At 68.4% G+C, this 14,866-nt stretch carries 16 protein-coding genes; 8 read left to right on the top strand and 8 right to left on the bottom strand.

All coding sequences use genetic code 11. The features are described 5' to 3' along the window. Positions 1–7 precede the first annotated feature (7 nt). The 3 genes from KV097_RS17480 (at position 8) to trxA (ending at position 3,072) form a co-directional block, all read left to right on the top strand. Complete coding sequence (locus KV097_RS17480) at positions 8–1,588, top strand: protein kinase family protein (protein WP_220366619.1); 1,581 nt, start codon at positions 8–10, stop codon at positions 1,586–1,588. Between the two features lie 108 nt (positions 1,589–1,696). Continuing rightward, positions 1,697–2,650 (top strand): thioredoxin-disulfide reductase, encoded by a 954-nt coding sequence (trxB, locus tag KV097_RS17475; protein ID WP_220342747.1) that lies wholly within the window; start codon positions 1,697–1,699, stop codon positions 2,648–2,650. Between the two features lie 95 nt (positions 2,651–2,745). Next, positions 2,746–3,072, top strand: coding sequence for a thioredoxin (gene trxA, locus KV097_RS17470; protein ID WP_308289482.1), 327 nt, complete (start codon positions 2,746–2,748; stop codon positions 3,070–3,072). Positions 3,073–3,254: 182 nt separating this feature from the next. On the opposite strand, the gene KV097_RS17465 is transcribed toward trxA, so the two are convergent. The 8 genes from KV097_RS17465 to rpmH form a co-directional block, all read right to left on the bottom strand. Continuing rightward, entirely contained in the window at positions 3,255–4,367 is a 1,113-nt protein-coding gene (locus KV097_RS17465; RefSeq protein ID WP_220366617.1) for a ParB/RepB/Spo0J family partition protein, read from the bottom strand. Further along, positions 4,364–5,338 carry a ParA family protein gene (locus KV097_RS17460; protein WP_374107000.1) on the bottom strand — a complete coding sequence of 325 codons (975 nt, stop codon included), beginning with the start codon at positions 5,336–5,338 and terminating at the stop codon, positions 4,364–4,366. The genes KV097_RS17465 and KV097_RS17460 overlap by 4 nt, the downstream gene beginning before the upstream one ends. Before the next feature lie 149 nt (positions 5,339–5,487). Then, positions 5,488–6,120: a 16S rRNA (guanine(527)-N(7))-methyltransferase RsmG gene (rsmG, locus tag KV097_RS17455; protein ID WP_220342750.1), complete on the bottom strand. Its 633-nt coding sequence runs from the start codon at positions 6,118–6,120 to the stop codon at positions 5,488–5,490. Positions 6,121–6,128: 8 nt separating this feature from the next. Next, the gene (locus KV097_RS17450) at positions 6,129–6,629 is read right to left on the bottom strand and encodes a R3H domain-containing nucleic acid-binding protein (RefSeq protein WP_220342751.1); all 501 of its coding nucleotides are present in this window, start codon (positions 6,627–6,629) and stop codon (positions 6,129–6,131) included. A 32-nt stretch (positions 6,630–6,661) separates the two neighbouring features. After that, the gene (yidC, locus tag KV097_RS17445) at positions 6,662–7,681 is read right to left on the bottom strand and encodes a membrane protein insertase YidC (RefSeq protein WP_220342752.1); all 1,020 of its coding nucleotides are present in this window, start codon (positions 7,679–7,681) and stop codon (positions 6,662–6,664) included. Beyond that, positions 7,681–7,938 carry a membrane protein insertion efficiency factor YidD gene (gene yidD, locus KV097_RS17440; RefSeq protein WP_220342753.1) on the bottom strand — a complete coding sequence of 86 codons (258 nt, stop codon included), beginning with the start codon at positions 7,936–7,938 and terminating at the stop codon, positions 7,681–7,683. The genes yidC and yidD overlap by 1 nt, the downstream gene beginning before the upstream one ends. Beyond that, positions 7,935–8,309 (bottom strand): ribonuclease P protein component, encoded by a 375-nt coding sequence (rnpA, locus tag KV097_RS17435; protein ID WP_220342754.1) that lies wholly within the window; start codon positions 8,307–8,309, stop codon positions 7,935–7,937. Before rnpA ends, yidD begins: the two co-directional genes overlap by 4 nt. A gap of 17 nt (positions 8,310–8,326) precedes the next feature. Beyond that, entirely contained in the window at positions 8,327–8,464 is a 138-nt protein-coding gene (rpmH, locus tag KV097_RS17430) for a 50S ribosomal protein L34 (protein ID WP_220342755.1), read from the bottom strand. 465 nt (positions 8,465–8,929) lie between these two features. Here rpmH and dnaA point away from each other — a divergent pair, with 465 nt between their 5' ends. The 5 genes from dnaA (at position 8,930) to KV097_RS17405 (ending at position 14,865) form a co-directional block, all read left to right on the top strand. Continuing rightward, positions 8,930–10,609, top strand: coding sequence for a chromosomal replication initiator protein DnaA (gene dnaA, locus KV097_RS17425; protein ID WP_220366616.1), 1,680 nt, complete (start codon positions 8,930–8,932; stop codon positions 10,607–10,609). Between the two features lie 466 nt (positions 10,610–11,075). Beyond that, entirely contained in the window at positions 11,076–12,218 is a 1,143-nt protein-coding gene (gene dnaN / locus KV097_RS17420) for a DNA polymerase III subunit beta (protein WP_220342757.1), read from the top strand. Between the two features lie 58 nt (positions 12,219–12,276). Continuing rightward, complete coding sequence (gene gnd / locus KV097_RS17415; protein ID WP_220342758.1) at positions 12,277–13,152, top strand: phosphogluconate dehydrogenase (NAD(+)-dependent, decarboxylating); 876 nt, start codon at positions 12,277–12,279, stop codon at positions 13,150–13,152. A gap of 11 nt (positions 13,153–13,163) precedes the next feature. After that, a complete protein-coding gene (gene recF / locus KV097_RS17410) occupies positions 13,164–14,306 on the top strand; it encodes a DNA replication/repair protein RecF (protein WP_220342759.1) in 1,143 nt (380 codons plus the stop codon). Beyond that, complete coding sequence (locus KV097_RS17405; RefSeq protein ID WP_220342760.1) at positions 14,299–14,865, top strand: DUF721 domain-containing protein; 567 nt, start codon at positions 14,299–14,301, stop codon at positions 14,863–14,865. The genes recF and KV097_RS17405 overlap by 8 nt, the downstream gene beginning before the upstream one ends. Position 14,866: the final 1 nt, after the last annotated feature.

Genomic DNA, 14,866 nt, shown 5'->3' with positions numbered 1-14,866 from the left:
ATGAGGTGTGGACCAGACCGCGGCACTCAGCTCGGGCCTCCTGCTGTCTGGGCGCTACCGCCTCGACGACCTCATCAAGGAGTCGGGGGGTGCGGTGACGTGGAAGGCCTACGACACTGTCCTCGACCGCGCCGTCGGCATCCAGGCGGTCCGGGCCGACGACCGGCGCGCCACGGCCTTCGTCATCGCCGCAGGGCGCTCGACCGCAGTCTCGGACCCGCGCTTCCTGCGGGTGCTGGACATCGTCGAGGGTGACCACGGCCATACCTACCTGATCCGCGAGTGGGCGCGCGCCGTCTCTCTCGACCACGTCCTCGGGCCCTCCACGCTCACCAACGCGCGTTCGACCCACGTGGTTCTTGAGCTCGCCGACGCCTTCGCCGACGCCCACGAGGCCGGCGTCTACCACCGTCACCTCCGCCCAGCGACGGTGCTGCTGAAGGACAACGGCGGCATCCGCATCATCGGTCTCTCGACCGACCACGCACTCCGGTCGGCTCACCACGACGTCGACGACGCCGACGTCGGCTACGCCGAGCAGCTCGACGTCGAGGCGCTGGGCAAGATCCTCTACGCCTGCCTCACCGGTCGCTACCCGGGTGAGGACGAGCTGCTCGCTCCCGCACCACGCGAGCACGGTCGGCTCCTGCGGCCGCGGCAGGTCCGTGCTGGCGTGTCGCACGACGTCGACACCGTGTGCGACAGGATCCTCGGTCGGCCTCCTCGCCACCACCGACCACCGCTGCGGACCGCTCGTGACGTCGCGCTCGAGCTGGCCATGACCGGCGACGACGATCCGGCCGATCCCGAGGCGACCGGCGCCTCCTCGCCGGATCTGTACCGTCACGACCCCGTACGCTCCGCGCTCTCCGAGCCCCCGCCGGCGGTCAACCCGCCGAAGCCTCGTCCGGCTGCTTTCGCACCCACCCCGCCGACGCCGATGGAACGCGGGTTCTCGAAGGTTCGACGCTCGGCGAAGGGCGAGCGCAAGCTCATCTGGCTCGCGCTGGTCGTCATGGTGGTCCTGGCCGCTGCGGTGACGTTCATCCTGGGTCGTGTCTCGGCGCCGTCCGCGCAGTCTCCGAGCGGCAGCGGGGAGGTCCCCGAGGTCAGTCGCTCGATCGTGGACTTCGGCGTGAAGGACGTGGTCTCGTTCGATCCGCCGCCCGACGGCGACGGCGACGAGAACCCCGGCCAGGCGGAGCTCGCGGTCGACGGCGATTCCTCGACCGCGTGGACCACCCGTGAGTACTACCGGCGCAACGACCTCGGTGGGCTCAAGGACGGTGTCGGGCTGCTCGTCGACCTCGGCCGCTTCCGTGACGTCACGGCGATCCAGGTCGACTTCGGCGCGTCGCCCACCTCGTTCCGTGTCTATGCCGCACCTGGCCGCAAGCGTCCTCCCACCGGGACCGGGCAGATGGAGCGCATCGGTGGCTACTCCGACGCGCCCAGCGGCGCATCCGTGTCCCTCTCGCAGGCGGTCTCGACCCGCTACCTCCTGATCTGGCTCACACGGCTCCCCGAACGCAAGTCGGACATCTACGAGGGTGCCGTCTCGGAGCTCACCGTCCAAGGGCTGGAGTAGCCGCGGCCCCCCGGACGGCCGCGTCGTCGTCCAGGAATGGTCCGGACCTAGGATGCGTTGTGAGGGTACGGCCCCAAACCGTACTGTTCTTGACACCGAAGGCGGAGCATGTCCACTGATGTACGCAACGTGATCATCATCGGCTCGGGTCCTGCCGGTTACACGGCAGCGATCTACACCGCACGCGCGAACCTCGCGCCGTTGGTCTTCGAAGGGTCCGTCACGGCCGGTGGTGCCCTCATGAACACGACCGACGTCGAGAACTTCCCGGGCTTCCCCGAGGGCATCGAGGGTCCGGCGTTGATGGACAACCTCCGCCAGCAGTCTGAGCGTTTCGGCGCCGAGCTGGTGGCCGACGACGTCGTCGAGGTCGACCTGACGGGCGCGGTCAAGATCGTCCGTACCGCGACCAGCGAGCACCATGCCCGGGCGGTCATCCTCGCCATGGGCTCCGGCTACCGCAAGCTGGGCGTCGACGGGGAGGACCGGCTGTCCGGCCGCGGCGTCAGCTGGTGTGCGACCTGTGACGGCTTCTTCTTCCGCAAGCAGGAGATCGTGGTCGTGGGCGGCGGTGACTCCGCTGTCGAGGAGGCCACCTTCCTGACCCGCTTCGCCGACAAGGTCACCCTCGTCCACCGCCGCGAGGAGCTGCGCGCAAGCAAGATCATGCAGGAGCGGGCGTTCAAGAACGACAAGATCGAGTTCGCCTGGAACTCGCGGGTCAAGGAGATCCGAGGGGAGCTGTCGCTCGAGGGCGTCGTCCTCGAGGACACCGTGACGGGCGAGGAGCGCTTCCTTCCGGCGACGGGCCTGTTCATCGCGGTCGGTCACGACCCGCGGTCGGAGCTCCTCAAGGGTCAGGTCGACCTCGACGCCGAGGGGTACGTCCTCGTGCAGCCCGGGTCGACCCGCACCAACGTCCCCGGAGTCTTCGCCTCGGGTGACCTCGTCGACCACACCTACCGGCAGGCGATCACCGCTGCCGGCACCGGCTGCTCGGCCGCCCTCGACGCCGAGCGCTACATCGCAGACCTCGAGCACGCCGATCTCGTGACCAGCTGATCGCCCGATCAGGTGCTCGGAATCCCGCGACACCCCCGGGTGTTGCAGAAGACACATTGATGGACGCCGTACCGCCAACCGAAGGGGTAGCCACTGTGGGCAACATCCAGGCCGTCACCGACGCCGAGTTCCAGACCACCGTCCTGGGCTCCGACAAGCCCGTGCTCGTCGACTTCTGGGCTGAGTGGTGCGGGCCGTGCCGCCAGGTCTCCCCGATCCTCGAGGAGATCGCCGCAGAGCACGGTGACAAGATCACCATCGTCAAGATGAACGTCGACGAGAACCCTCGGACGCCCGCGTCGTACCGCGTGACCTCGATCCCGACGCTCAACGTCTACCAGAACGGCGAGATCGTGCAGTCGATCATCGGCGCCAAGCCCAAGAGCCTGCTGCTCAAGGAGCTCGACGCGTTCGTCGGCTGACGTCCTCGGGCGTGACCGCCCGCCGACCGCAGCGCAACTGAGAGGGCCCCGGCATCATTGATGCCGGGGCCCTTCTGTGCTCCGCCCGTGCGCTCACGGTAACCGGCGACGTTGATGTGTCGACGTTGATTTGTCGACAAATCTCTAAGTCGATGTGGGTGCGCGACCCGGCGTCCTCAGGCTCAGTCGCCGGAGGGTGCGTCCGGCGAGCCCGCTGCGATGTCTGCGGGGTCCATCAGGGTGACGATGCGCTCGAGGTCGTCGATCGAGGCGAACTCGACCGTGATCTTGCCCTTGGTCTTGCCCAGATCGACCTTCACCCGCGTGTCGAAGCGGTCCGCGAGGCGGTCGGCCAGATCGACCAGCTTCGGAGCGACCGGCCGGCGAGGCCGCTGGCGGGGTTCAGCGTCGGGCTCATCTCCTTCACCGAGCGCGACGAGCTCCTCCAACGCGCGGACCGAGAGACCTTCGGCCACCACCCTCTGCGCGAGCCGGTCCTGGCGGGCGGGATCGGTGACGGCGACGAGGGCACGCGCGTGGCCCGCGCTGATCACGCTGGCGGCAACTCGACGCTGGACCGCCGGGCTCAACCGCAGGAGCCGCAGGGTGTTGCTGATCTGCGGTCGGGATCGGCCGATGCGTGTCGCCAGCTCGTCGTGCGTGCATCCGAAGTCATCCAGGAGCTGCCGGTAGGCCGCGGCCTCTTCGAGGGGGTTCAGCTCCGACCGGTGCAGGTTCTCCAGCAACGCGTCGCGCAGGAGGTCCTGGTCGGAGGTGTCCCGCACGATGGCGGGGATGACCTCGAGCCCGGCGGCCTTCGTCGCTCGCCAGCGGCGCTCGCCCATGACGAGCTCGAACGTCTCGTCGCCGACCGACCGGACGACGACCGGCTGAAGAAGCCCGACCTCTTGGATCGAGTGGACGAGCTCGGCCATCGCGTCTTCGTCGAAGACCTCGCGGGGCTGACGCGGGTTCGGGGCGACCTTGTCGACCGGGATCTCAGCGAAGTAGGCGCCAGCGACGGCTGTGAGGCCCTGCTCGGCACCGGTATCCGCACCGGCATCCTGTCTGGCGTCCTTACCCGCGTCGAGCCCGTCGGTGACGTGCGCGTCCTGGTGCCGTCCACCGGCGTCAGAGCTTGAGGCTGCCCGGGTATCCGCGTCGGGCTCCGTGGTCGGATCGGCGGTCAGTGTGGACGTTGCTGTCGGGGAAGCCGCCGTTTCACGTGAAACAGAGGGCGCCGTGGGGATCAAGGCACCGAGGCCTCGCCCGAGTCCGCGGCGTTGCTGGCTCATTCGTGTGCTCCTTGGTCGGCGCCTGCACGCGCTCCTGCGTCGGCGATCTCTCGGGCCGCCTCCAGGTAGGCCAGGGAACCCGGCGAGCTCGGGTCGTACGTGATGACAGTCTGCTGATAGCTGGGTGCTTCCGAGATCCTGACCGAGCGCGGAATGGCCGTCTTGAGCACCCGATCGCTGAAGTAGGCACGGACTTCGTCGGCGACACCCGCGCTCAGTCGCGTACGGGCGTCATACATTGTGAGGAGGATCGTGCTCAGGTTGAGCGCCGGGTTGAGCTGCTCCTGGACCATGTCCACCGTCTTCACCAGCTGACTGAGGCCCTCCAGTGCGTAGTACTCGCACTGGATCGGGATCATGACCTCGCGGGCTGCGACCAACGCGTTCACGGTCAGGAGACCCAGCGACGGCGGGCAGTCCACATAGACGTAGTCGTACGGCCGGCTCTTCTCCGCATCGGAAGCCAAGAACGCCTCGAGTGCTCGTCGCAGTCGGTTCTCGCGTGCCACCATCGGGACGAGCTCGATCTCCGCGCCCGCCAGCGCGATCGAGGCGGGGAGGACGTCAAGATTGTTGACGTCGGGACACGGCTGGATCAGGGACTCGATGCTTTGTCCGTCGACGAGGACCTCATAGACACCAGCGGTCTCCGCGTCGTGCTCGACCCGAAGCGCCGTGGAAGCGTTGCCCTGGGGGTCCAGGTCGATCACGAGGACGCGTTGACCGTGTGTCGCCATCGCAGCCGCCACATTGACCGTGGTGGTGGTCTTGCCGACGCCGCCCTTCTGGTTCGCGACGACGATCACGCGCGTCGCCGTAGGACGCGGCATCGGGTCGTGCTTCTCCGCCAGCTGCTGGCGCATCAGTGATGCGGCGACTTCCTGAGCGAGCGGCGTGTCGGCGGCGATGTCACCGCCGTGCGCGAGGTCGGACGCGCGTGGGAACGCCGGGGGACGGTCAGTGTCGTTCACGCGGGCCACTCCTCGTGGTTCGTCTTGGTTTCACGTGAAACCGGGGGTTGCTGCCAGCCAACCGGGCCGCGCGTGAGGTCTGCCGGGAGCGGGTTGACCTTGGAGCTGATCCACGGATAGCCCAACCCGGACGCAATCTTGTCCTGCATTCAGCCCACCTTGTCGATCATCACCATCGTCGTGGGAGTGTCGACGACTCCCTCACCGTACGTGGTGACTCGCGCATTTGTCCCCTTCGCCGCGCGGACTGTGGACTGTGCCTCACGGATCTCCTCAGCAGCCGACGATCCCTTGATCGCCCACATCTGGCCGCCCGGTCGGACCAGTGGCAGCGACCACCTGGCCAGCTTGTCGAGAGCCGCCACCGCGCGAGACGTCACGATGTCGTACTGCGTACGGACGTCCTCAGCGCGAGAACGAAGAACTGTCACGTTGTCCACACCGAGGTCGGAGGCGACCTCCTCGAGGAAGCTCGTCCGGCGAAGGAGCGGCTCGATGAGCGTCATCGCGACGTCGGGCCGGGCGATCGCCCAGACCATGCCCGGCAGCCCCGCCCCGCTCCCGATGTCGGCCACGCTGGCGCCGGCGGGGAGAGCGGGCGCGACCACACCGCAGTTGAGGATGTGGCGCTCCCAAAGACGCGGAACCTCCCGTGGGCCGATCAGACCGCGGACGACACCGGCGTCAGAGAGCATGTCGACATAGGCAGACACCACCTCGACGCGGTCACCGAAGATGATCCGGGCCGCGTCGGGGGGCGATGTTCCACGTGAAACATCCATCTGCACCGTCAGTCAGCCAGGATGACGACGCGTCGCTCGGGCTCCTCGCCCTCGGACTCGCTCACGAGCCCTGCAGCCGCCACGGCGTCGTGCACGACCTTGCGCTCGAACGGCGACATCGGCGCGAGCCGTGCCGGCTCGCCAGACTCCCGCACCGAAGCGATCGCCGACTCGGCAATCTGCTGCAGCTCCTCGCGGCGCTTCGCGCGGAATCCCTCGACGTCGAGCATCAGACGGCTGCGCTCGCCAGTCTCACGCAGCACGGCCAGCCGAACCAGCTCCTGGAGGGCCTCGAGGACCTCTCCATCCCGTCCGACGAGCATCCCCAGGTCTCCCCCGACGATGGAGACGGAAGCCCGATTGCCTTCAACGTCCATGTCCAGGTCGCCGTCGAGATCGGCGATGTCGAGGAGCTCCTCAAGGAAGTCGGCTGCGATGTCGCCCTCGTTCTCGAGACGCTCGAGCCGCTTGCTTCGCGACGGCTCGTCACCCGTCGGGTCGGTCGCCATGTCCACTGCTTCGGTCTCTCGCGACGTGTCTGTCACGACGTCACACCTCCCTGCCCGGACTCTTCGCCCGGCGCACTCTCGTCACCCCGCGAAGCGTCGCCCGGACGGCTCTCGCCGCGGGGACCGCTTCCCTTCTTGCGCTGCTCGCGCGACTGCTTCTTCGGCTGCTGGCGCCGCGGACCCGGCTTCTCCTCGGCGACGGGAGCCTCGGGCTCGACCTCGACCACCTTGCCGCGCTTGGTGTCGCGCTGCTGCTTGGCCTCGAAGGCCGGGGTGCCCGGAGCCGGGTTGTTGCGGATCACATAGAACTGCTGGCCCATCGTCCACGCGTTCGAGGTCGTCCAGTAGATGAGAACGCCGACGGGGAACGCGACACCGCTGATCGCGAAGACAAAGGGAAGGACGTAGAGGAGGAGCTTCTGCTGCTGGGCGTACGGGCCGGTGAGCGCATCCGCAGGCATGTTCTTGGACATCAGCTGACGCTGAGTGAGGAACGTCGATGCGGTCATCAGCACGACGAGCACCGCGCAGACGATCTTGACGTGCACGCTGTCGTCGGTGAAACGGCTCGCGATCTGGACGCCCAGGAAGGTCGCCTCGCGGATGGAGTCGGCCTGATCCTGACTCAGAACGCCGTACGTCTTGCCGCCGGCCGCGCCGTTGATCACCCGGAACAACGCGAAGAAGATCGGCATCTGCAGGATCAGCGGCAGGCACGACGCGAACGGGTTCGTCTTGGCCTCGCGGAACAGCTTCATCTGCTCCTGGGCCATGCGCTCCCGGTCGTGCCCGTACTTCTTCTGGAGCTCGCGGATCTTGGGCTGCAAGATCTGCATGTTGCGGCTGGCCTTGATCTGCTTGACGAACAGCGGGATCAAGAGCATCCGGATCGTCACGGTGAGCCCGATGATGGACAGCGCCCAGGTCCACCCCGAGTCCGTGTCCATGCCGATCTTGGTGAACAACCAGTGCCAACCCACCATGATCGCGGAGACCGGGTAGTAGAGCACCTGCATGATGGCGTCGAAGAAGTCGCCGATGGCGGAGAACATCAAACCCCTCGGGATGGAGTCGCGGATGATCCGGCGGATGCGGATCGTGGGGGAACGGGATCGTAGCCACCGGCCGCCCAAGGATGGCAACGGGCGACACGTCGGGCAGCCATCCAGCTGCCTCGAAGTGCGCCGTGCTCCTCGACCGCGGTGAGTGCGTAGGCCGAGCAGGAAGGATAGTACCGACAGACCTGCCCGTACATCGGACTGATCGCGAAGCGGTAGGCCTTCAGGAGGGCAACGAGTACGGGCTTCATGACGGGGCCACCGGCGTCGAGGAGGCGGAAGCGCCCGACAGCCTGCCGAAAGCCTTGTCGACGTCCGAACCGAGCTCGGCGCTCGACTTCCGGGCAGAGGCCGGCAGTGCCCGGAGGACGAGGTCGGTGCCTCCGGGGATGTCGGCGAGACGAGCAGCGACGACTCCCCGCAGGCGCCGCTTGACCGTGTTGCGGGTCACTGCGTCGCCGACCTGCTTGCCGACCACGAATGCCACGCGCACCGGCTCCTGAGGAGAACGAGCCCCGAAACGAACATGGGCGAGGACCGTGCGGGATCCCGCACGACGTCCTCGCCTCATCGTTGTTCGGATGTCGTCGCTCGTACGGAGTCGGTGCCGCGAGCTCAGCACCGGACTACCAGCACGGCTCAGGCCGACAGACGCTCGCGGCCCTTGCGGCGACGGTCCGCCAGGATCGCGCGGCCGGCGCGGGTGCGCATACGCAGGCGGAAGCCATGCTTGCGCGCGCGGCGGCGGTTGTTCGGCTGGAAGGTGCGCTTGGTCACGGGAGTGCTCCCCATCGTGTCTCGGACCGCAACGCTCGCGGTCATCGGGTACTGGGCGTCAGAGATGTGCCGGTTCGACGGCCACCGCCCGCCCACGTAGGTGGACAGTGACTGTCCGTACGTAGGCATGCGGCAGGTGTCGATACGGTCGACCTCACCACGGTACGCGGTCCCTCCACAGCGGGTCAAACCGGCCTACACCCGTGACCACCCCCACGTCCAGGGGCCACGCCGGAACCCCGGGTTGCGGGATGTCCTGGACCCTGTGGACAATCGGGTGTCGGTGACTCTCTCGGGCTGTTAGCGTCCCGGGGACCACCGGTATCCACAGGGTACGTCGCGACCCACGGATACCCAGAAAGCGCTGAGATGACGGGGATCTCAGCGCTGGGACCAGTAAGTCCACACATTGTGGATAACTATGTGGACGCCTGTTCCGTCACGGAGCCGGAGATTGGGGCCAACATGGACGATGAGCAACAGCCCGGCAGCACTGATCGGCTCGACGGCGCCACTCTGCACCAAAGGTGGAACGCGATCACCGAGGTGCTCCCGGTCACGACGCGGGCGTGGGTGACCAGCTCGGTGCCCATCACGCTCCACGAGAACACCCTGCTCGTCGGCGTACCCAACGACTTCACCCGCACGCAGATGGAGGCCCGTCTGCGCCCCCAGCTCGAGCAGGCGCTGTCCGACTCGTTCGGCCGGCCGATCCGGATCGCCGTGACGGTCGACCCGAACGTCCTCCCTGCAGGCAACCGGTTCGACGAGAACGACTCGGAGCCTGACATCGATTTGTCGACAAGTCGAGAAGGTGATCCGGAGTCCGACAGGGTGGGGTCGGCCGAAAGGGTCAGCGGGGACGGCCAGTTCGGCGGCCACAGCACTCACGGCGGTCCACGCTCCTCAGCGCCCCCGTACCGCGACCAGTCCTATGACCGAGACCTGGCTCGCGACCGAGACCTGGCTCGTGACGAGCCGCAACGACGTGAACCTCCCCACCGAGAGCCTGCCCCGGCCGACGACGACCCGACCCGCGGCGCGACGCCGGCCTTCGTCCCGACGACGAGCCGTGCCCGCCCGCCGCAGCACGTCCGCGCAGCAGAGACCCGCCTCAACCCGCGCTACCACTTCGAGAACTTCGTGATCGGCTCCTCCAACCGGTTCGCGCACGCGGCCGCCGTCGCTGTCGCCGAGGCGCCGGGACGCGCCTACAACCCGCTGATGATCTATGGCGAGTCCGGCCTGGGCAAGACTCACCTCCTGCACGCCATCGGCCACTACGTGCGCAGCCTCTATGCCAACGCCCGGGTGCGCTACGTCAGCACCGAGGAGTTCACCAACGACTTCATCAACGCCATCCGTGACGACCGGATGCCCGCGTTGCAGCGTCGCTACCGAGACACCGACGTCCTTCTCATCGACGACATCCAGTTCCTCGAGGGCAAGATCCAGACCCAGGAAGAGTTCTTCCACACCTTCAACACGCTCCACGGGTCCAACAAGCAGATCGTCATCACCTCCGACCGTCCTCCGCGTGGTCTCGAGTCCCTCGAGGACCGCCTCCGCAGCCGGTTCGAGTGGGGTCTGACGACGGACGTCCAGCCTCCGGACCTCGAGACGCGCATCGCGATCCTGAGCAAGAAGGCAGAGATCGAGAAGCTCACCGTCCCGCCCGAGGTCCTGGAGTTCATCGCGAGCCGGATCCAGACCAACATCCGTGAGCTCGAGGGTGCCCTGATCCGCGCCACGGCGTTCGCCAGCCTCAACCACCAGGCCGTCGACCTGACGCTCGCGGAGATCGTGCTCAAGGACCTGATCCCCGACGGGGGTGAGCCGGAGATCACGGCGGGCCTGATCATCGCTCAGACCTCGGCCTACCTCGAGTACTCGATCGAGGAGCTCTGCGGGGCCAGTCGGTCCCGCGGCCTCGTCCAGGCGCGACAGATCGCGATGTACCTCTGCCGAGAGCTGACCGAGCTCTCGCTCCCCAAGATCGGCCAGCACTTCGGTGGGCGCGACCACACGACCGTCATGCACGCCGACCGCAAGATCCGCACGCTGATGGCGGAGCGCCGCACCGTCTTCAACCACGTCACGGAGCTCACCAACCGCATCAAGCAGCAGGCTCGCCAGGCTGGCTGAGTGCCTCGAGGACGCTTGCATCCTGCGGACAAGGGCCGGTACGACACCTCGTACCGGCCCTTTTTTGGGTTATTTCCAGTACCCACATCTGGGGATACCCCTGGGGATAAACCCGTTGTTCTGTCCACAGGCGGCACGTGAGCGGTGTGCGACCTGGGGATCCCTCAACCATCGTCCACGGGCCCGCACAGCTCGCGCGGCCGTCGTCCACAACGTCCGCGCAGGCCAACCTCGCTGCTGACCTGCAGGGATGACAGTTGTCCACGTTGTGCACACCCCCTACGACTAACACGAGAAGAACAATCTCCCCTCGTTCGTTCGAAGTCATCCACAGCCCAGACCTGGGGATGACGAATCACAAGATCCCTGAGTAGTCGCCCGAGCCGGAGCCGTGGCAGGATTCCAGGAAACATGTCATTCCCCGGCCGCAGTCGCGGCCGACCCACCCGTCCGGAGGCACATCGCTGTGAAGTTCCGCATCGACCGCGACGCCTTGGCCGACGCAGTGGCCTGGACGGCACGGAGCCTGCCGACTCGTCCGACCGTCCCGGTGCTCGCCGGGATCATGGTCGAGAGCACCGACGGCGGCATCGCGCTGTCGGGATTCGACTACGAGACCTCGGCCCGCTCGACCGTCGACGCGGACGTCGCCGACGACGGACGCGCCCTGGTCTCCGGTCGGCTCCTCGCCGACATCTGCAAGTCCCTGCCGTCGCGTCCCGTCGACGTGGCGGTCGATGGCACGAAGGTCTCGGTCGTGTGCGGCAGCAGCCGTTTCAGCCTCCAGACGATGCCGGTGGAGGACTACCCGCAGCTTCCTGCGATGCCGACGTCGTCGGGCACGGTCAGCTCGGACGACTTCGCGACCGCCGTCGCACAGGCCGTCGCCGCGGCCGGCCGCGACGACGTCCTCCAGCTCCTCACCGGCGTCCGGATCGAGCTCGAGGGCTCGTCGATCTCGCTGCTCGCGACCGACCGCTTCCGAGCCAGCCTCCGCGAGCTCTCATGGTTCCCGGAGAACCCCGACACCTCCGCGACCGCGGTGGTGCCGGCCCGCTCGCTCTCCGACATCGCGAAGTCGTTCACCTCCGGCGGCGAGCTGACGATGGCGGTCGCGACCGGAGAGCAGGGCCCCGGCCTCATCGGGTTCGAGGGCTCGACGATCTCCGGCACACGACGCACCACCACCCGGATGCTCGAGGGCGAGTTCCCCAAGGTCCGCCAGCTGTTCGCTGCCAATGCTCAGACGGTCGCCTTCGTCGACCGCCAGGAGCTCATCGACGCCGTCCGCCGCGTGTCGCTGGTCGCCGAGCGCAACACGCCGGTCCGGTTGACGTTCTCCGACAACCAGGTCCTGCTCGAGTCGGGCAGCGGCGACGACGCTCAGGCACAGGAGACGCTCGAGGCGCGGGTGGAGGGCGACGACATCGTGGTCGGCTTCAACCCGACGTTCCTGCTCGAGGGACTCCTGGTGATGACCGAGCCCGCCGTCCACCTGGCCTTCACCCAGGCCAGCCGCCCCGCGACGCTCGCCGGCGTGCAGGAGCTGGGCGGGGAGCCCAACATGTCCTTCAGGTACCTCATCATGCCGATGCGCCTGCCTGGCTGATCGCCTCCACGGACCCCTTCTCCGCAGGATCCCGCTCGACACGACTCCAAGGAGTGCCATGGACATCGGACTGGTCGGTCTCGGCAAGATGGGTGGCAACATGCGTGAGCGCATGCGCCGGTCTGGGATCGAGGTCGTCGGGTACGACCGCAACCCGCAGCTCGGTGACGTCGCCTCGCTGGGCGCGCTCGTCGACGCCCTGGCGTCGCCGCGGGTGGTCTGGGTCATGGTCCCCGCGGGCGACCCGACGCACGAGACGGTCGCTCAGCTCCGCGACCTGCTCGGCGAGGGCGACGTGGTCGTCGACGGTGGCAACTCCCGCTGGACCGACGACCTCCGCCACGCTGCGGAGCTGGCCGAGAAGGGGATCGGCTTCGTCGACTGTGGCGTGAGCGGCGGGGTGTGGGGTCTCGAGGAGGGGTACGCCCTCATGGTCGGCGGCTCTCCCGACGACATCGCCAAGGTGGCACCGGCCTTCGAGGCGCTGCGGCCGAGCCCCACCACGGGCTACGTCCGCGCCGGCGGTGTGGGCGCCGGCCACTTCGCCAAGATGGTCCACAACGGCATCGAGTACGCGATGATGCAGGCCTACGCCGAGGGCTACGAGCTGCTCGACAAGGTCGACCTCGTCGAGGACGTCACCGAGGTGTTCGCGTCGTGGCGCGAGGGGACGGTGGTCCGCTCGTGGCTGCTCGACCTGCTCGTCAAGGCGTTGGAGGACGACCCCGGTCTCACCAACATCCGTGGCTACGCCGAGGACTCCGGCGAGGGACGCTGGACCGTCGAGGCCGCCATCGACAACGCGGTGCCGACGCCGGCGATCGCCGCCTCGTTGTTCGCACGGTTCGTCTCGCGACAGGACGACTCCCCTTCGATGAAGGCGGTCGCCGCGATGCGCAACCAGTTCGGCGGACACGCGGTGAAGTCGGAGTAGCCGGCCACACTGTGCACGTCACCCACCTCTCGCTCCACGACTTCCGCTCCTACCCCGAGCTCGAGCTCCCTCTCGAACCCGGTGCCAGCGCGTTCATCGGCGCCAACGGACAGGGCAAGACCAACCTGGTCGAGGCCATCGACTATCTGGCGACGCTCGGCTCTCACCGCGTCGCCGCCGACGCTCCGTTGGTCCGTGTCGGCGCCGAGCGCGCGGTCGTGCGAGCGTCGGTCGTCCGGGACGACCGGTCGGCTCTCCTCGAGATCGAGATCACCCCGGGCCGCTCCAACCGGGCTCGCGTCAACCGCGGTCCCCTCCCTCGCCCACGCGACCTCCTCGGCTGGCTCCGCTCGGTGGTCTTCTCCCCTGAGGACCTCCGCCTGGTCAAAGGAGACCCGAGCGACCGGCGGCAGTTCCTCGACGCGCTCCTCGTGCTCCGATCGCCGCGCTTCGCCGGGGTGCGGGCCGACTACGACCGCGCGCTGCGCCAGCGCAACTCCCTGCTCAAGAGCGCGCGCCGTTCCGGACACGGCCGCGGTCTCGAGACGCTCGACGTCTGGGACGACCAGCTCGCGACGTACGGCGGTGAGCTCCTCGCCGCTCGCCTCGCCCTGCTCGACGAGCTGGCTCCATACCTGGGAGAGGCCTACCGCGACGTCGCCGCGTCGGCCGCGGCCGAGCGTACGACCGCGGCCGCCGCGTACAAGCCGTCCTTCGAGCTGCCGGACACCCGCGACCGTGAGGTGCTGCGGGTCGCCATGTCGGAGCAGATGCGCGAGCGGCGACGCGACGAGATCGAGCGCGGTGTGAGCCTGGTCGGACCCCACCGCGACGACGTCGTGCTGTCGCTGGGCGACCTGCCGGCGAAGGGATACGCCAGCCACGGGGAGTCGTGGTCGTACGCCCTCGCGCTGCGCCTCGCGTCGTACGACCTGTTGCGCGCCGACGGCGACGATCCGATCCTGATCCTCGACGACGTGTTCGCCGAGCTCGACCGCGACCGGCGCTCTCATCTCGCGGCACGGGTCACCGGTGCCGAGCAGGTGCTGGTGACGGCGGCCGTCGCCGACGACGTGCCGGTGGGCCTGCGTGGGCATCGCTACGAGGTGGCGTCGGGCAAGGTGGTTCCGGTGGAGGGGACGACGGATGGCTGACGACGACGAGGCGGAGCGCACCGCCACGGGTGGCGGTGCCGAGACGCCGGGCGGCGAGGAGCACCAGGCCGACGGCATCGAGCTGGCCCGGAGCATCGCGCGCGCCTACCGTTCCGTCGGCCCCGCAGCACCGCGAGGCGGCCGCGGAGGTCCACGCCGCCGGCCGCGTCGCCCGCCGAGCGCGTCGGGTGCGCACCCCGACGACCGGGACCCTCAGCTGCTCGAGTCGACCCTCGACCGGTTGGTCAGCGAGCACGGGTGGGACACCGAGGTCGCCGTCCACGGGCTGTTCGGACGGTGGGCGGAGATCGTCGGTGCGGAGATCGCCGAGCACTGTCGCCCCGACCGGTACGAGGACGGCCAGCTCTGGGTCCAGGCCGACTCGACGGCGTGGGCGACACAGCTGCGGCTGCTCGCCCCGAACGTCGTGGGCAGGCTCAACGAGCGCCTCGGGCACGGCACCGTCGTCCGCATCAACGTCCGCGGTCCGCAGGGACCGAGCTGGGGCAAGGGCGCGCTGCGGGTCCGCGGGCGCGGCCCGCGCGACACGTACGGGTGAG

It is taken from the genome of Mumia sp. zg.B17 (assembly GCF_019550915.1).
GTDB lineage: Bacteria > Actinomycetota > Actinomycetes > Propionibacteriales > Nocardioidaceae > Mumia.
Note: the sequence above shows the minus strand (reverse complement) of the source record. Positions and strands in the feature narration are given on the sequence as shown.

Coding starts and splice junctions, on each gene's coding strand:
- trxB (WP_220342747.1), top strand. CDS start 1,697: ATGTCCACTGATGTACGCAACGTGATCATCATCGGCTCGGGTCCTGCC.
- KV097_RS17465 (WP_220366617.1), bottom strand. CDS start 4,367: ATGAGCCAGCAACGCCGCGGACTCGGGCGAGGCCTCGGTGCCTTGATC.
- rsmG (WP_220342750.1), bottom strand. CDS start 6,120: ATGGATGTTTCACGTGGAACATCGCCCCCCGACGCGGCCCGGATCATC.
- KV097_RS17450 (WP_220342751.1), bottom strand. CDS start 6,629: ATGGCGACCGACCCGACGGGTGACGAGCCGTCGCGAAGCAAGCGGCTC.
- yidC (WP_220342752.1), bottom strand. CDS start 7,681: ATGTTCTCCGCCATCGGCGACTTCTTCGACGCCATCATGCAGGTGCTC.
- yidD (WP_220342753.1), bottom strand. CDS start 7,938: ATGAAGCCCGTACTCGTTGCCCTCCTGAAGGCCTACCGCTTCGCGATC.
- dnaA (WP_220366616.1), top strand. CDS start 8,930: ATGGACGATGAGCAACAGCCCGGCAGCACTGATCGGCTCGACGGCGCC.
- gnd (WP_220342758.1), top strand. CDS start 12,277: ATGGACATCGGACTGGTCGGTCTCGGCAAGATGGGTGGCAACATGCGT.
- KV097_RS17405 (WP_220342760.1), top strand. CDS start 14,299: ATGGCTGACGACGACGAGGCGGAGCGCACCGCCACGGGTGGCGGTGCC.